The sequence below is a fragment of the Staphylococcus sp. Y174-1 genome (genome assembly GCF_049897865.1).
GTDB classification, from domain to species: Bacteria; Bacillota; Bacilli; order Staphylococcales; family Staphylococcaceae; genus Staphylococcus; species Staphylococcus saprophyticus.
This window is the reverse complement of sequence record NZ_JAFCXB010000002.1, coordinates 380,152-397,297: the sequence shown is the minus strand read 5'-3', so window position 1 is coordinate 397,297 and position 17,146 is coordinate 380,152. Positions and strand designations below refer to the sequence as shown.

Sequence of the window (17,146 nt, the reverse complement as noted above, 5' to 3'; positions counted from 1 at the left end):
TAATGGAAGCATTAGACAAATCATTTCGTCATTTATCAAGAGAAGACAAGTTAAACACGTTAGTTCAAAAAGGTTGGTTAAATGAGGAAAATAAAAATACTTTGTTAAATAATACTTTAATCCCTGAAGAAATTGCGAATAGTTTAATTGAAAATGTCATTGGACAAGGAACATTACCTGTCGGTTTATTGCCAGAAATTATAGTAGATGATAAATCTTACGTGGTACCGATGATGGTTGAAGAACCATCTGTAGTAGCAGCGGCAAGTTACGGTGCAAAACTTGTCAATCAGACAGGTGGATTTAAAGTTATTTCTAGTGAACGTCTAATGATTGGTCAAATCGTTTTTGATGGAGTATCCGATACTGAGATACTATCACAACAGATATATAATCTCGAAACGCAAATTAAACAAATTGCGGATGAAGTGTATCCTTCTATTATAGAAAGAGGTGGCGGCTATCGTACAATAGATATTGATACTTTTCCAAATGAAGGGTTATTATCATTAAAAGTATCCGTAGATACCAAAGATGCAATGGGTGCGAATATGTTAAATACCATATTAGAAGGTATAACAGCGTATCTTAAAAATGAATTAAAAGACGTTGATATATTAATGAGTATCTTGTCGAATCATGCCACAGCTTCTGTAGTAAAGGTACAAGGTGAAATTACAGTTGATGCGTTATCTAAAGGTGATCGAGATGGCGAAGCAGTTGCTAAGCGAATGGAACGGGCTTCTGTATTAGCTCAAGTTGATATCCATCGTGCAGCTACACATAATAAAGGTGTCATGAATGGCATACATGCAGTTGTACTCGCAACAGGCAATGATACTAGAGGTGCAGAAGCTACAGCGCATGCTTATGCAAGTAAAGATGGTCAATATCGTGGTTTAGCAACATGGAAATATGATGAAGAAAGACAAACTTTAGTGGGAACAATTGAAGTACCAATGACACTTGCAACGGTAGGTGGAGGCACGAAAGTGTTACCTATTGCAAAAGCATCTCTGGATTTAATGAAAGTAGATTCTGCGCAAGAACTTGGTCATGTTGTTGCGGCAGTTGGTTTAGCACAAAACTTTGCAGCTTGTCGTGCGCTTGTATCTGAGGGTATTCAACAAGGACATATGAGCTTACAATATAAATCTTTAGCAATCGTTGTTGGTGCGCAAGGTGAGGAAATAGCACAAATTGCGGATATGTTAAAAACACAACCAAGAGCGAATACAGCTGTTGCCCAACAATTATTAGACGAATTAAGATTACAAAAACAATAAGTACAATACGAATGATTATAATAGAGTCATTTATTAATTATTTAACCCCTTTTAATTTCTCATTAAAAGGGGTTTTTATTATAAGCGTTAGATATATACGCACGATTCAGGAAATGAAATTATTTTATTTTATGAAAGGCTTTGGATATAATTAAGAAGATGAGTAATTAAAAAAGGGGTGGAGCTTTATGGATTCAAATGAATTGCCAGTACTAGCTTATAAAGATGGAGAAAATAGTGTCGCACCAATACCTGCACATGAGCAACAATTACCTACAGTCACTGCCGAACCTTGGCTAGAAATATCTAAACAAGGATTACAGTTAGAAGGATTATGCTTTGATAGACAAGGTAACTTATTACTTTGTGAAGTGTTTGGTGGTACGATTTTTCATGTGAATTTACCAGATAAAAAAGTCACTGAACTATTTAAATCGCATAAACAAAACCCAGCAGCCGTCAAAATTCATAAAGATGGCAGACTATTTGTCTGCTATTTAGGGGATTTTGAGAGCACTGGAGGAATCTTCATGGTAGATGCTGACGGTAATGACGCGCAAGATATCGTTTCAGATATTGGAACTGAATACTGTATTGATGATCTTGTCTTTGATAGTAAAGGTGGGTTTTATTTTACTGATTTCCGTGGTTATTCTACTAATCTCAAAGGTGGCGTTTATTATGTATCGCCAGATTTTAAATCAATTACACCAGTCATACAAAATCTTGCAGTTGCTAACGGTGTAGCTTTAAGCACAGATGAAAAAACATTGTGGGTAACAGAAACGAATGCCAATCGTTTACACCGTATCGATTTATTAGAGGATGGGGTGACAATTGCGCCATTTGGTGCTTCCATTCCATATTATTTTACAGGTCATGAGGGTCCAGACTCGTGCTGTATTGATAGCGATGATAATTTGTATGTTGCCATGTATGGTCAAGGAAAAGTTCTCGTTTTTAATAAAAAAGGTTCGCCTATTGGTCAGATATTAATGCCAGGGCGGGATCAAGGTCACATGTTAAGATCGACACATCCAGCGTTTATACCAGGTACAGACCAACTCATCATTTGTGCAAATGACATCGAAAATGATGGGGGATCATGGATATACACTGTTAAAGCATTTGCTAAAGGTCATCAAAGTTATCAATTTCATTAATATATAAAATAAGCGTCCGAGACATGAATAGATGTCTCGGACGCTTATTCTTATTTGGCAGCAGATGACTGAAAACATTGAGCCACCACTTTTTTAGGTATGCGTTTTGGCTTGAATTAAACAGCAAGACGTCATCTATGGCGTACTTGTAACAGTTATATAAAACGCTGGCTAATCTAGAAAGATTTCTATGGCAATTATGATTTGCATCTATTTAGTCTAAATAGAAACTAATAAATGTAATTGTACTTCGCTGCAGAGGATTTGCTTAACACTCTTGTTCCATAGGCTAAAGGTCGATTGTAATTATATTCAGAGACTTTAATACTACCATTATTATAAACGGTTTCTACATATGCTACATGACCGTATGTGCCACTAGTAGATTGCATGACAGCACGTTTTGCTGGTTTTTTTCCTACACGATATCCGGCTTTTTTAGCTTTACTGTACCAGTACTTTGCATTACCCCAACCATTTGGTACAGCTTTACCGACACTCGCACGTTTTTTAAATACATACCAAGTACATTGGTTTTTATAGTAATAGTTAACAGCAGCATTTGTAGTTTGTGATTCATTAATCGCTTGAAAAGTGACTGTCCCTGTCATTAATAGCGTAGTTGCAATAAATACATTTACTAATTTCTTTTTAATATTCATACATATCTCCAGTCATTTTTAAAATTGTATTTTTATAATAAGGTTGAGAAATAAAAAGTACAATAATATAAACAATTATTACAAATAACTTTAACAAGGAAGAAATATATGCCACACAATTGTAATATGACATCTGAATAAGTACATATTTAAAAGTCAATATCACAAATCAATATCATTAATTGTCCAACTATCATTAAAAAAATAAAAATTAATTATATAATTAAATAATAAGTAAAGTGTTGTAAGCGTTTCCGTTTTCGAGTATGATTTTATTAACAAAGGAGGTGGCTATTATTTTTAGTAGAAAAACGAACAATAATAGCAGTAGACGCAAAGCGAAAAAGACTTTAGGTTTCAGTGCAGCGCTATTTACTTTAATTACCATGATTGTAGCAATGCTTATAACAGTGGCTGTGCTTGAAAAAGAACCACACATCCCATTATTAATTGGTACAGCAGTGGCTATTTTAGTTACCTTAATACATGGTTATGAATTCAGTGAAGTAGAAGAAATGATGTATAAGGGCATACGACATGCTTTACCAGCGATTGTCATCATTATATTAGTTGGTTTAGTAATCGGCTCATGGATTGGTAGTGGTGTGGTTGCGACTATGATTTATTATGGGTTGCAATTGATAGATCCAAGATATTTCTTGGTTGTAGTTATTATTTTGTGCGGTATTGTTGCGTTAGCGATTGGCAGTAGTTGGTCAACGATGGCAACGGTGGGAGTAGCATCAATGGGCATTGGAATCAGTATGGGGATTTCAGCTGGTATGGTTGCTGGTGCGGTCATTTGTGGTGCATATTTTGGTGATAAAATGAGCCCGCTTTCTGATACCACGAACTTGGCTTCTGGCTTAACAGGCGTTGATTTATTTGAGCACATTAAACATATGTTCTATACAACGATTCCAGCTTTAATCATTTCACTGGTTGCATTCTTTATTATTGGTCACCGTTTTGGGACGAAAAACTTTGATACAAAAAACATTAATGCCATTCTAGAAACCATGCAAAATCACTTTTTAATTACGCCATGGTTATTATTAATTCCTTTAATCGTCATAGCTCTAGTTGTATTAAAAGTACCGGCGATTCCAGCCATCTGTATGGGGATTGTTCTTGGATTTTTTGCACAAATCTTTGTACAAGGTGGTACGATTACAGAAGCATTAACCGCGCTACAAACAGGGTATACGATTGATTCAGGTAATAAACTTGTAGATGAATTATTCAACCGTGGTGGATTAGAATCTATGTTCTACACAATTTCTTTAACATTAGTAGCGATGACATTTGGTGGCGTATTAGAGTACTCAGGTATGCTAAAGGCTTTAATCACTCAGATACTTAAAATTGCAAAGTCTACAGGTACATTAATAGCATCGGTCATCGTATCATGTATCGGCACAAATATTACTTGTTCAGAGCAATACATATCAATCATCGTACCTTCTCGCATGTATATTAATGCCTTTAAGGAGAAGGAATTGCATCCTAAAAACCTTTCGAGAGCACTGGAAGATGGCGGTACATTAAGTTCTGTATTTGTACCTTGGAATACATGCGGCGTATTTATTGCATCTACCTTAGGTGTTTCAGTAATAGAATATGCACCCTATGCGATATTAAATTATACAGTCCCTATCATCTCAATAATATTTGGTTATATTGGATTTAAAATTGTTAAACTTAGCAATCAAGATAATGAAATAACTAATCAACCAAATAAATTAACACAAACAAATGATGCGAATAATGCTTAAAACTGAAACGAATTTAATAAATAAAAGAAAATAATTTTATTTTGTACGTGTTATGATAGTTTATAAAATGTATTGAATATATGTTCTGTATTCATTTTTTTAGTTGAAATGTCTAAAGTGGGATGTAAGCCTAATAGTAACTTAGGTTTCAGTCCTACGATATTATTGAATTATTGAAATTTCAACGTATACTGAATAATATTAAATAAATATATGCAAAGGAGTGAATACATGGACATTAAACATATGAAATATTTTGTTGAAGTTGTTGACCAAAAAGGTATGACGAATGCTTCAAAACATTTATTTATCGCTCAACCGACAATAAGTAAAGCGATTAAAGATTTAGAACAAGAATTAGATATGACATTGTTTGATCGCAGTAAGCGACAACTTGTCTTAACCGATGCGGGTTCGATTTTTTATAAAAAATGTAAGGAAATCTTAACGTTATATAATGATGTGCCGAAAGAAATCAATAGCCTTTTAGGATTGGAAACCGGGCATATCAGTATAGGATTGTCTGCTGTGATGAACATGAACCAATTTATTAATATTTTAGGTGAATTTCATCAAAAATATCCTAATGTTACCTATAGTCTTGTCGAAAATGGCGGGAAAATGATAGAAACACAATTAATTAATGATGAAATCGATATAGGCATCACAACATTACCGGTTGATCAGTCCATTTTTCATTCTGTGACGTTATATCAAGAAGATTTAAAATTAGTATTAAATAAAGAACATCATTTAGCGAATGAAGCGCATGTTGATATGAGTATGTTAAAAGATGAAGACTTCATTTTATTTAATGAAGATTTTTATTTGAACGACAAAATTATTGAAGCGGCGAAAAATGCCGGATTTATTCCTAATACGATTTCTAAAATTTCACAGTGGAATTTTATCGAAAACTTATTGAACGCCCATTTAGGAGTCAGCATATTACCCGAAAATATTGTACATTTATTAGATAGTAGTTTTAGTAACAAAAGATTAGAAGATCCAGGTATGCGTTGGGAATTAGGTGTGATTTGGAAAAAAGATAAGTACCTAAGTCATGCAACGAAACAGTGGATTGATTTTATGAAAGAAAGATTATAAAGATAAACATGTATACACTTAATAAAAGCCGAAAAGAAATCTTACATTAAATAAGATATCTTTTCGGTTTTTATGCGTAATTCATTAGAATAAGAGGATTTATTATCTGAAATGATTAATCAAACCGCTTTCATTCATAATCATAATAGGTCATATAAAAATTCAATATTTTTATTATAAGAATAATCATTCTATACTAGTAATTGTAATCAAGAAAGCAAGTAGAAAAAAATGCAATTAAGGAATGATGCTATTGCAACAATTTAAAAAGATAATAACAGTGTTGATTCAAGTATTAGTGATTATGGGGATTACTTATTTAGGTAATGTAATTCAACGTTATATGCATATACCCATTGCAGGCAGTATCGTAGGATTATTATTATTTTTCTTATTATTACAATTTAAAGTAATTCCAGAAAAATGGGTAAATGAAGGGTCAAATTTTTTCCTAACGACAATGGTATTTTTCTTTGTACCTTCAGTAGTAGGAATCATGGATGTTGTACCAATGATTAATTTGAATTTCATTTTATTCTTCTCAATGATTCTTCTTGGTACATGTTGCGTAGCTTTAATTTCAGGCTTTATAGCTGAAAAAATGGTTAAAAATAAACAAGACGGGAATGGAGTTAATTAGATGTTGATTTTAGAAGCGATAATAATGATTATTTTAACAATAGCAATGTATATTGGCGCGAAAAAGCTACAACAAAAATTTCAAACTCCATTTTTGAATCCTGCACTTATAGCATCTATTGGTATTATTATTGTTCTATTATTATTTAGACTAGATTACAAGACTTACATGCTCGGTGGAAAATGGATTAATTATTTATTGAATTGTACGGTGGTTTGTTTAGCTTTCCCACTTTATCAAAACCGTCATAAAATTTTAAAGTATGCGCGTGTTATTTTTAGTAGTGTATTGATGGCGGTCATGTTAAATTTTGTATTTGTATTTAGTATATTAAAATTATTTGGCTATTCTAAAGAAACTATTGTAACGATGTTACCAAGATCAATGACCGCTGCAGTAGGTATTGAAGTGTCAGATCAACTAGGTGGCATTGATACAATTACGGTTATGTTTATTATAACGACAGGTTTGATTGGTAGCATTTTAGGCGCTTATTTATTAAGATTAGGAAGATTTAGATCTTCAATTGCTAAAGGAATGACTTATGGTAACGCATCACATGCCTTTGGTACTGCTCAAGCACTTGATATTGATTCAGAAACTGGTGCTTATAGTTCAATTGGTATGATTTTAACAGCAGTTCTAAGTTCAATTGTTTTACCTATACTCATACTATTTTTATACTAAATAGGTATGCGTTATAATCAATTTGTACATTTAAGTAATGATGTGGTATCAGTGAGCTGGAGTTAAATGAAATTAATGTAAATATTTTAAAGAACTACTCCTTTATTTAAAAAAAGATATTAGAAAATCAGCTTACTGTTCCACATCTATCTTAAAATTAGCTTTAAAAATTCGATTGAAGTCGATTTAAAAAATGAAGGGAGTTTTTAATAATGGGCAAGATTAAAGCAAATGAAGCATTAGTAAAAGCATTACAAGCATGGGATATTGATCATATTTATGGTATTCCAGGTGACTCAATAGATGCAGTAGTTGATAGATTAAGAACGGAAAGAGATAATATTGAGTTTGTACATGTGCGTCATGAAGAAGTCGGAAGTTTAGCTGCTGCAAGTTACACTAAACTAACAGGTAAAATTGGTGTCGCATTAAGTATTGGTGGTCCAGGTGTTGTACATTTACTTAATGGTATGTATGACGCCAAAATGGATAACGTACCGCAACTTATTTTAGCAGGACAAACAGATAGTACTGCTTTAGGTACAAAAGCTTTCCAAGAAACTGATATTAGTAACATGGTTGATGATGTTGCTGTATATAAACATCAAATTTCTGAAAATGATAAAGACGTATTTGGTATCGTGAATGAAGCGATTCGCACAGCTTATGAGAAAAAAGGTGTTGCGGTGTTAATTCTTCCAAACAACTTATTAAATAATAAAGTTAAAGATACTACAAGCAAAGGTGTAGATACTGCACCTCCAGCAAGAGTTGCGCCAAAACCTCGTAGTGTTAAAAAAGCAACTAAATTAATAAATAAAAGTAAACGTCCAGTGATGTTACTTGGTACAGGTGCGAAACACGCTAAAGATGAAGTACGTGAATTTATCGAAGCATTTAAAATCCCAACAATTGTTACGTTACCTGCGAAAGGGATTCTTGCAGATGACCACCCTTATAACTTAGGTAATTTAGGTAAGATTGGTACGAAAGTATCTTATCAAACAATTCAAGATGCAGACTTATTGATTATGGTAGGTACGAACTACCCTTATGTAGATTATTTACCTAAGAAAAATATTAAAGCAATTCAAGTCGATACAAATCCTGAAAATATTGGACACCGTTTCGATGTAAATGCTGGTATCATTGGTGATAGTAAATTAGCGTTACAACAACTAACTGATTCAGCAAAACACGTTAAAAATCGTGATTTCTTAAATAAAACACTTGAAAGAAAAGCGACTTGGGATTCATGGATGGCAAAAGATATGGCAGACAGCAGTTCGCCTATCCGCCCTGAACGTCTCATGGATGCTATCAATCAAGTTAGAACAGATGATGCCATCTTCTCTATTGATGTTGGTACTTCAACTGTTTGGTCTACGCGTTATTTAAACTTAACTGTAAATAACAAATTTATCGTTTCAAGTTGGTTAGGTACAATGGGTTGTGCATTACCTGGTGCTATTGCAGCAAAACGCGCTTACCCAAATCGCCAAGTTGTCGGTATTGCTGGTGACGGTGCTTTCGAAATGGTTATGCAAGATTTTGCAACTGCCGTTCAATATGATTTACCAATGACAATTTTTGTATTAAATAACCAAGAATTATCATTCATTAAATATGAACAACAAGCAGCGGGCGAATTAGAATATGCAATTAATTTCACAGATATGGATTTAGCAAAATTTGCTGAAAGCTGTGGCGGTGTTGGTTATACATTGAAAGATCCAAATAGAATTGACGAAGTAGTGGAAGAAGCAATGTCTCAAGATAAACCAACAATAGTAAATGTTTATGTTGATCCAAATGCTGCACCATTACCTGGTAAAATTGTTAAAGATGAAGCAATTAATTATGGTAAATGGGCATACAGATCTATTACAGAAGATAAAAAACTAGATTTAGATGAAATCCCTCCAATGTCAACTGCCGTTAAACGTTTCTTCTAATAGTTAAAACGGAACGTAGCAACGTGTTTATTTGACTAAAATAATATTTAAAAATGGATAACTAGGTTGCTATAATTTAATAATTTAGTTATTGATTTTCTATTAGAATAGCAGGCCAAGATGTTTAATAATATCTCGGCCTGCTATTTGTATTTTGTTTTCGTTTTTTGTCGCTTTAGTATTGATTAAAATTAGGACTATGGGATAATAGAGTAAGCGCAATATTCTGATAATTATATATGTAAATGGCATAATATAAAAATAAGACTTATACAAATTTTAAATAAATGAACATTTTAAAGCGTACTTATAGTTGGGAGAGGAAGTTAAAATATGGGGAAACATAGCTTTAGGCATTTACGTATAAAAACACCACATACATATGCACTGTTACTCATGATCATCATTATTTCTAGCATATTAACATATTTAATTCCTGCTGGAGAATATGCCAGGGAGAAAAAAGATGGGCAGACGCTTGTCGTTCCTGGTTCGTATGAACAAGTACAACAGCACGGTGTTTCATTTTTCGATATTTTTCGTGCAATTCCAGAAGGATTGATGAGTGGTGGCGAAATTGTATTTTATATCTTTCTTGTAGGTGGCGCGTTTGGCATTGTACATAAAACGGGTGCATTTGAAAATGGTGTAAATAAAGCAATGCAATCATTAGGAAAATATAAAGTGCTGATGATTCCATTGACGATGACGATTTTTTCAATCTTAGGTTTTTCAATTGGTTTAGCAGAAGAAACAATTATTTTTGTACCTATTGGGATCATCATTGCACGTACTTTAGGTTATGATGCGCTTACTGGTGCTGCTATGGTTATATTAGGCGCAGCGAGTGGTTTTATGGGTGGTATGTTAAATCCGTTTACTGTAGGTGTTGCTCAAACAGTAGCAGAATTACCGATGTTTTCAGGATGGGGTCTACGTTCCATCATCTATATTTTCATTTTAATTGCCGCTATCACTACAGTGATGTTATATGCGCGTAAAGTTAAGCATGATAAAACAAAAAGTTATGTTTATGAATTAGAACAATCTGAAGGACATACGGTTACGTCCATGCATATAGCTCGTTTTACCAAAAGACAAGCATGTGGTTTAGGCTTAATCGTTCTAGCAATTATCTTAAATGTATACGGTATTTTTTCATATGGTTGGTCATTCAATGAAATGAGTGCGAATTTTATATTGGCAGGTTTACTTGCTGGATTTATTGGTGGACTTGGTTTAAATGGTACATTTGATGCAATGATTGATGGTATGAAAGATATTTTGTTTGGGGCAATGATTGTAGGATTTGCTAAGGGGATTATTGTTATTTTGGAAAACGGACAAGTCATAGACAGTATTGTCTATGGTATGACGACATTATTAAATGGTGTTCCATCAGCATTAGTCATCATCGGAATGTTCATTTTACAATTCATGTTAAATTTCTTTATTCCATCTGGATCGGGACAAGCGTTGACGACCATGCCGCTTATGGTACCGATATCAGATTTATTAGATATTAATCGTCAAATCACTGTATTAGCATTTCAATATGGTGATGCAATAAGTAATGTATTATTTCCTACGTCGGCTATTTTAATGGGCGCTTTAGCAGTCGGTAAAATCACGTATACACAATGGTTGAAGTTTGCTTGGAAGATTATTTTAACTTGGGTACTTATCTGTTGTATTGGTATGTCGATTGCATTAATTGTAGGTTACTAATCACAAGGGTATTTAGATTGAGATCAAAAAAATAAAATAAATTTGCAATTAGTTATTGTATCTTTAATGAAAGCGTTATATAATATAAAAAAATAATCGTCAAATTGCGTGTTACTGGTTAGGCAGGCATGAGCAAACATAATGACTATCTGAGATAGTCTGTTTGTTCATGTCTTTTTTTGTGCGCTTTTTGGTGGTTTTGATAAAATTTTAAATTTTTGAAGGGATGTTTTTATATGTTTAAAAAGCTATTTGGACAGCTACAGCGTATTGGTAAAGCATTAATGTTACCAGTCGCTATTTTACCCGCTGCCGGGCTATTATTAGCAATTGGTACTGCGATGCAAGGTGAATCGTTACAACACTACTTACCATTTATTCAAAATGGGGGGGTTCAAAGTGTCGCAGAAATGATGACCGGTGCCGGAGGTATTATATTTGATAATTTACCTATGATTTTTGCGATGGGTGTCGCAATTGGGTTAGCAAGTGGTGATGGAGTTGCAGCTATTGCAGCATTTGTAGGTTATCTTGTAATGAACAAAACAATGGGTGCATTTTTACATGTATCTCCTGATAATGTAAATGATGCAGCGAGTGGCTACGCAAGTGTGTTAGGTATCCCAACATTACAAACAGGTGTATTTGGCGGTATTATTATTGGTGCACTAGCAGCCTGGTGTTATAACAAATTCTATAATATTTCGTTACCGTCTTACTTAGGTTTCTTTGCAGGTAAACGTTTTGTACCTATTATGATGGCAACAACATCATTCATATTAGCGTTTCCAATGGCATGGATATGGCCGAGTATTCAAACAGGCTTAAATGCATTTAGTGAAGGTTTACTTGACTCGAATACTGGATTAGCCGTATTTCTCTTTGGATTTATTAAACGATTATTGATACCATTTGGGTTACATCATATCTTCCACGCACCATTCTGGTTTGAATTTGGTGCATGGAAAAATGCAGCTGGAGAAATGATTCATGGGGATCAACGTATCTTCATTGAACAAATACGTGAAGGTAGTAAATTAACTGCAGGTAAATTTATGCAAGGTGAATTTCCAGTGATGATGTTTGGTCTCCCTGCAGCAGCTTTAGCCATTTATCATACAGCAAAACCTGAAAATAAAAAAGTCGTAGCTGGCTTAATGGGATCAGCTGCATTAACTTCTTTCTTAACAGGGATTACAGAACCATTAGAATTTTCATTTTTATTTGTAGCGCCAGTATTATTCTTTGTGCATGCAATATTGGATGGTTTATCATTCTTAATTTTATATTTATTAAATGTACATTTGGGATATACCTTCTCAGGAGGATTTATAGACTACGTCTTACTAGGTGTATTACCAAACAAGACACAATGGTGGTTAGTGATTCCTGTAGGTATTGTGTACGCCTTTATTTATTACTTTGTCTTCCGATTCTTAATTTTAAAATTCAAGTATAAAACACCGGGACGCGAAGATAAACAAGCACAATTTACAAATTCATCAGCAAGCGAACTTCCATTTAATGTATTGAAAGCAATGGGTGGAGAAGAAAATATTAAGCATTTAGATGCATGTATTACAAGATTACGTGTGGAAGTAAAAGAAAAAGATAAAGTTGATGTAGCAGGATTGAAAGCATTAGGCGCATCAGGTGTGCTTGAAGTAGGAAACAATATGCAAGCCATTTTTGGTCCTAAATCAGATCAAATTAAACACGACATGTCCTTGATAATGAAAGGTGAAATTACAAAACCTCAAGAGACGACAGTTACGGAAGAAGAAAGTGAAGAAGTAGTTCATATCGAACGTGCGTCTGAAGTAAACATTTATGCGCCAGGAAATGGTCAAGTTATACCGTTGTCTGAAGTGCCAGACCAAGTCTTTGCGCAAAAAATGATGGGCGATGGTGTTGGGTTTATACCAGCTGACGGTAAAATTGTTGCGCCATTCGATGGTACAGTGAAAACCATTTTTCCGACAAAGCATGCCATTGGATTAGAATCAGATCAAGGTCTTGAATTATTAATACACATAGGCATAGATACGGTTAAGTTGAATGGGGAAGGTTTTGAAAGTTTTGTAGAAACAGATGATAGAGTCCATAAAGGACAAGTACTGATGCAAATTGATTTAGATTATATAACAGCCCATGCACCAAGTACGGTTACGCCATTAATTATTACTAATTTAGAGGATAGACAATTATCTGTAGAAGACGTCAAAGATGTAACAGCAGAACAATTAATCATTAAAGTGATAGATGACAAATAAATGTTGTAAACTAGGATGAAACACTTGAGTTCATCCATATAGTATAGGAGTAGAATTTTGAGATCTCATCATAGATTTCAAAGCTACTCCTATTTTATTTTGTCTAAAGTATTGAAATATTCTGAAAATATAAATATCATGAGAGATAACAAATAAATGATCGCAGGTGAACGTATGAATTATAGACCAGCAATGAATGTAATGCCCAATGTTTCGCTAATACCGCCAGAGTTAAATATGGCGGAAACTTTATATGATTTGATTAAAAGTAATTTTTCACATTTATCTCCATTTTTAGATTTTATTAAGGAAGATGTAACCGTTGAAGATGAAAAAGCATATTTGAAAATGATGATACAGCAGCATGCAGAAAATAAGGCTAGGTTATTTATGATTTACTACGAGGAAACGATGATTGGTACGATAGATTTACATCATATTGATCAAGCTAATTACAAAGCAGAGGTTGGATATTGGATAGCAGAAGGCTATACAGGGAAGCAAATTGTTACAAAATGCGTTAAACAGTTATGCCATTACGCTTTTGAAACATTATCACTGAATAAATTAACTATTATGGCGGATGTTAACAATATAGCGAGTTGTAAAGTAGCAGAAAAAGCGGGCTTTAAATTTGTTGCAACAGATTATGAAGATGTGTTTAATGGTGAACGCTTTAGAGATATGAATCGCTATGTACTGTTGAAAAGAGATTTTTAAGCGCAGGTAGAACTATTTCTTTTAAAATCAATGCATAATAATTACAGATGATTACTTAAGTAAAAATATATTATCGAAGCGGAACGAAAAGCATGAAAAATATTTTCCGGAAAATAAAGCGTTAGCGATTTGACACGTATGAAGGAGATTAAAGGATGTTACATAATAAATTAGATATTGCCAATTTAAATACACCAATTCAAAAATTAGATCAGTTAAGTGATGCATTAGGAAAAAATATTTATATTAAGAGAGATGATTACACTGGATCAGAAATATCAGGTAATAAGGTGCGTAAACTCGAGTATACAATGCAATATGTATTAGATCATGGATATGACACTATTATAACAACCGGAGCAATTACATCGAATCACGCACGTGCTACAGCTGCCTTGTGTGCTAAGTGTAATGTATCATGTCATCTTGTTCTAAGAGGAGAGATGGCAGAATATGAAGGGAATCTATTTTTAGATGCAATGTTAGGTGCGCATATACATATCATCGAACCAACAAGTTCTCGGGAAGATGCGATGGATAAGCTATATAAGACATTAGAAGGACAAGGGAAAACACCATTTTTAATTCCAGTGGGTGCTTCGGATTGGATAGGAACACATGGTTACGTTAATGCGTATAATGAAATCATAAAGCAACAGGATGAGCTGAAAGTACATTTTGATTCAATCAATGTTGCTGTTGGTTCTGGTGGTACGTATGCTGGTCTTTGGTATGGGCAAATGATTAACTGTGAAACTACGCAAATTATAGGTTATGCAGTAGACCAAAATGCACATGCATTCAAAAATAAAGTGATAGAGATAATAAAGCAATTAGATGAAACAATTCAATCATACGAGACAATTACGATAAACGATGCTTATATTGGACTGGGATATGGTAAAGCAACTGACGAAGAATTACAATTTTATATCGATATTGCACAAAAAGAAGGCATTATACTAGATCCAACATATACTGGAAAAGCTTTTAGAGGTTTAGTTCATGAAATAAAATCCGGTGCGTATGATAATCAAGACAACATTCTATTTATACATACGGGTGGACTACAAGGCTATACGCAAGAGAAACGTTTACGTTTGCAAACGATGTTGCATAAAATAGATCTTTCATTATTAAAGTAAATTTAACTTTTACAAAGAATAATCGCATTTTTAACAATAAACTCAAACAAATGCAATTTGCTAGTTATATACTTATAATATAGAGGATAGATAAATTAAAGGTTGTTTGAGGAGCGAATAGGATTATGACTGAAAGAAAATTAGTGGCTGAAAGAAACTTTGAAGTAAATGGATATGATATTGATGCGATGGGCATAGTAAGTAATATTGTATATATAAGATGGTTTGAAGATTTACGAACTGACTTTATTAATCAATATATGCCATATTCTGATATGATGAATCAACAAATATCGCCTATTCTAATGAATACAGAAGCAGAATACAAAACACCCATTACCATACATGATAAACCCGTAGGACGTTGTTATTTAGTAAAAGCAAGTAAACTACGTTGGGAATTTGAGTTTGAAATTGAATCAGAGGATGCAGTGCATTGTATAGGCAAACAAAGTGGGACATTTTTTGATTTACAAAAGAAAAAAGTAACGAGATTGCCGGAAGTATTTCAAACGATTTTAAGCTAATCATAATATGTGAAAAAGTGTAAATATGATATTACAGTGAGCAAAATAATTGATTGTCCAAAGCAATACAGTACATAATGATATTCAATTTATGTTGTAGAGGTGGTGTTCAAAATGCCAAAAACATTAACATCGATAGAAGCGTTTCATGAATTTATTGCAGAGCATAGGCTTGTAGTCATTCATATCATGAGAGATCATTGTAGCGTATGTCATGCTGTATTACCTCAAATTGCGGGTATAGTGAATGAGTTTCCTGATGTTCCATTAGGTGTGATTAATCAAAGTGAATTAGAGGAGATTGCAGGAGAATTATCTATCTTTACTGTGCCTGTAGATTTAATTTACTTTAATGGTAAAGAAATGCATCGTCAAGGTCGATTTATTGATATGCAACAATTTGAACATCAACTGACTTTGATGTATAAAAGCATGGTATAACAGAAAGATTTGTATTAACTATATATAAAAAATGTATACAACCATCACGTTGATATAACGAAGCATGAGTCTGGGACATAAATAGTTGTCTCAGACTCTTTTTCGTTTAGGCAGTAGATGACTGAATTGAAAATATTAAGTCTCACTTGTTCTTTTGCAAAAGCCTATGTATGCCACGTAAAAATGCTAGTGAGACTTATGCATGAGCTTTAGCTCAAGTAAACCTTTATCCTCGTCATCTTTGCCTTGATTGCATAGTTGGGGCTACGAAATATCTATTAAAAAATTTGATTTCTGTCACACTTCCATGCTTTTATTTTTAATTAAAAAAGTTGTGTTAAATTGAAACAAGAAAAATCAGATAAATTATATCTCAATTATAAAAAGTAATGTATGATAAATTTAATTTATAGCATTAAGGGGGGTGTTTATGCGTATCGAAAGAATCTGTCCAAATGAAGCAGAAGCACTTTATAATTGTATGAAAAAGATAGATTAAAAAACGCAATATATGCTTTATTTGCCTGATGAAAGAAGTTTTGATAAAGATAAACTGAGTGAAGATATAAAAAGGAATTTTTATATAGGTGTTAAAACGGACGATAATCAAATATTAGGTTATTTATCTGTCCATATCAGTATGTTAGCTAAAGTTAGACAAATTGGATATATTGTGACTGGCTTAATCAATGACTTACATCAACAAGGCTTAGCGACGCAAATGTTTAATGAAACAATCAAATGGGCACAACGCAAAGGATTAAGGAGGCTAGAATTAACGGTGATTACTTCGAATAAACCAGCAGTTAACTTTTATGAAAAGTTAGGTTTTAAAATTGAGGGAATTAAGCATGAATCTGTTTTTATGGAAGAACATTATTTTGATGAATTATATATGGCAATGATGCTAAACCAAGATTAAAATTTAACGCTTAACAAATCTGAGCATGATGCATTAGAATTTTCTATAAACAGGAAATTGCGTATATACTTTATAATCTACTATAAAGATAGTACCTTTTATTTAAAATGATTGC

The 17,146-nt window shown here is 33.3% G+C and carries 15 protein-coding genes; 14 read left to right on the top strand and 1 reads right to left on the bottom strand.

All coding sequences use genetic code 11. The features are described from left to right. Positions 1-2 precede the first annotated feature (2 nt). Together ACP7BT_RS08750 and ACP7BT_RS08745 are read left to right on the top strand one after the other, a co-directional pair. The gene (locus tag ACP7BT_RS08750) at positions 3-1,286 is read left to right on the top strand and encodes a hydroxymethylglutaryl-CoA reductase, degradative (RefSeq protein ID WP_041079363.1); all 1,284 of its coding nucleotides are present in this window, start codon (positions 3-5) and stop codon (positions 1,284-1,286) included. 188 nt (positions 1,287-1,474) lie between these two features. Continuing rightward, the gene (locus ACP7BT_RS08745) at positions 1,475-2,449 is read left to right on the top strand and encodes an SMP-30/gluconolactonase/LRE family protein (protein WP_041079362.1); all 975 of its coding nucleotides are present in this window, start codon (positions 1,475-1,477) and stop codon (positions 2,447-2,449) included. A gap of 230 nt (positions 2,450-2,679) precedes the next feature. On the opposite strand, the gene ACP7BT_RS08740 is transcribed toward ACP7BT_RS08745, so the two are convergent. Further along, positions 2,680-3,111 (bottom strand): CHAP domain-containing protein, encoded by a 432-nt coding sequence (locus ACP7BT_RS08740; protein ID WP_011302307.1) that lies wholly within the window; start codon positions 3,109-3,111, stop codon positions 2,680-2,682. 386 nt (positions 3,112-3,497) lie between these two features. Between ACP7BT_RS08740 and nhaC the strand changes: the two genes are divergently transcribed. The 12 genes from nhaC to ACP7BT_RS08680 all read left to right on the top strand — a co-directional run bounded on the left by nhaC (position 3,498) and on the right by ACP7BT_RS08680 (position 17,031). Further along, positions 3,498-4,886 (top strand): Na+/H+ antiporter NhaC, encoded by a 1,389-nt coding sequence (nhaC, locus tag ACP7BT_RS08735; protein WP_052463667.1) that lies wholly within the window; start codon positions 3,498-3,500, stop codon positions 4,884-4,886. A gap of 231 nt (positions 4,887-5,117) precedes the next feature. Beyond that, the gene (gene cidR / locus ACP7BT_RS08730; RefSeq protein ID WP_041079359.1) at positions 5,118-5,993 is read left to right on the top strand and encodes a cidABC operon transcriptional activator CidR; all 876 of its coding nucleotides are present in this window, start codon (positions 5,118-5,120) and stop codon (positions 5,991-5,993) included. Between the two features lie 244 nt (positions 5,994-6,237). Beyond that, the gene (locus tag ACP7BT_RS08725) at positions 6,238-6,633 is read left to right on the top strand and encodes a CidA/LrgA family protein (protein WP_269461536.1); all 396 of its coding nucleotides are present in this window, start codon (positions 6,238-6,240) and stop codon (positions 6,631-6,633) included. Then, positions 6,634-7,320: an LrgB family protein gene (locus ACP7BT_RS08720; RefSeq protein WP_041079355.1), complete on the top strand. Its 687-nt coding sequence runs from the start codon at positions 6,634-6,636 to the stop codon at positions 7,318-7,320. A gap of 212 nt (positions 7,321-7,532) precedes the next feature. Then, positions 7,533-9,275 (top strand): pyruvate oxidase, encoded by a 1,743-nt coding sequence (locus ACP7BT_RS08715; protein WP_002482289.1) that lies wholly within the window; start codon positions 7,533-7,535, stop codon positions 9,273-9,275. 333 nt (positions 9,276-9,608) lie between these two features. Then, the gene (locus ACP7BT_RS08710; RefSeq protein ID WP_037537637.1) at positions 9,609-11,003 is read left to right on the top strand and encodes a YfcC family protein; all 1,395 of its coding nucleotides are present in this window, start codon (positions 9,609-9,611) and stop codon (positions 11,001-11,003) included. A gap of 236 nt (positions 11,004-11,239) precedes the next feature. Further along, positions 11,240-13,276, top strand: coding sequence for a glucose-specific PTS transporter subunit IIBC (ptsG, locus tag ACP7BT_RS08705; RefSeq protein WP_041079353.1), 2,037 nt, complete (start codon positions 11,240-11,242; stop codon positions 13,274-13,276). Between the two features lie 156 nt (positions 13,277-13,432). After that, entirely contained in the window at positions 13,433-13,996 is a 564-nt protein-coding gene (locus ACP7BT_RS08700; RefSeq protein ID WP_228481591.1) for a GNAT family N-acetyltransferase, read from the top strand. 155 nt (positions 13,997-14,151) lie between these two features. Next, positions 14,152-15,141, top strand: coding sequence for a D-cysteine desulfhydrase family protein (locus ACP7BT_RS08695; protein ID WP_041079351.1), 990 nt, complete (start codon positions 14,152-14,154; stop codon positions 15,139-15,141). 122 nt (positions 15,142-15,263) lie between these two features. Further along, on the top strand, positions 15,264-15,668 hold the full coding sequence (locus tag ACP7BT_RS08690; protein ID WP_172439370.1) for an acyl-CoA thioesterase: 405 nt from the start codon (positions 15,264-15,266) through the stop codon (positions 15,666-15,668). A gap of 114 nt (positions 15,669-15,782) precedes the next feature. Beyond that, entirely contained in the window at positions 15,783-16,109 is a 327-nt protein-coding gene (locus ACP7BT_RS08685) for a thioredoxin family protein (protein ID WP_011302318.1), read from the top strand. Positions 16,110-16,629: 520 nt separating this feature from the next. Continuing rightward, on the top strand, positions 16,630-17,031 hold the full coding sequence (locus tag ACP7BT_RS08680; RefSeq protein ID WP_228481097.1) for a GNAT family N-acetyltransferase: 402 nt from the start codon (positions 16,630-16,632) through the stop codon (positions 17,029-17,031). Positions 17,032-17,146: the final 115 nt, after the last annotated feature.

Bases quoted from the DNA above. Each gene is read 5' to 3' on its own strand.
- ACP7BT_RS08750 (WP_041079363.1), top strand. From the start codon at position 3: ATGGAAGCATTAGACAAATCATTTCGTCATTTATCAAGAGAAGACAAG.
- ACP7BT_RS08745 (WP_041079362.1), top strand. From the start codon at position 1,475: ATGGATTCAAATGAATTGCCAGTACTAGCTTATAAAGATGGAGAAAAT.
- ACP7BT_RS08740 (WP_011302307.1), bottom strand. From the start codon at position 3,111: ATGAATATTAAAAAGAAATTAGTAAATGTATTTATTGCAACTACGCTA.
- nhaC (WP_052463667.1), top strand. From the start codon at position 3,498: ATGATTGTAGCAATGCTTATAACAGTGGCTGTGCTTGAAAAAGAACCA.
- cidR (WP_041079359.1), top strand. From the start codon at position 5,118: ATGGACATTAAACATATGAAATATTTTGTTGAAGTTGTTGACCAAAAA.
- ACP7BT_RS08725 (WP_269461536.1), top strand. From the start codon at position 6,238: ATGATGCTATTGCAACAATTTAAAAAGATAATAACAGTGTTGATTCAA.
- ACP7BT_RS08720 (WP_041079355.1), top strand. From the start codon at position 6,634: ATGTTGATTTTAGAAGCGATAATAATGATTATTTTAACAATAGCAATG.
- ACP7BT_RS08715 (WP_002482289.1), top strand. From the start codon at position 7,533: ATGGGCAAGATTAAAGCAAATGAAGCATTAGTAAAAGCATTACAAGCA.
- ACP7BT_RS08710 (WP_037537637.1), top strand. From the start codon at position 9,609: ATGGGGAAACATAGCTTTAGGCATTTACGTATAAAAACACCACATACA.
- ptsG (WP_041079353.1), top strand. From the start codon at position 11,240: ATGTTTAAAAAGCTATTTGGACAGCTACAGCGTATTGGTAAAGCATTA.
- ACP7BT_RS08700 (WP_228481591.1), top strand. From the start codon at position 13,433: ATGATCGCAGGTGAACGTATGAATTATAGACCAGCAATGAATGTAATG.
- ACP7BT_RS08695 (WP_041079351.1), top strand. From the start codon at position 14,152: ATGTTACATAATAAATTAGATATTGCCAATTTAAATACACCAATTCAA.
- ACP7BT_RS08685 (WP_011302318.1), top strand. From the start codon at position 15,783: ATGCCAAAAACATTAACATCGATAGAAGCGTTTCATGAATTTATTGCA.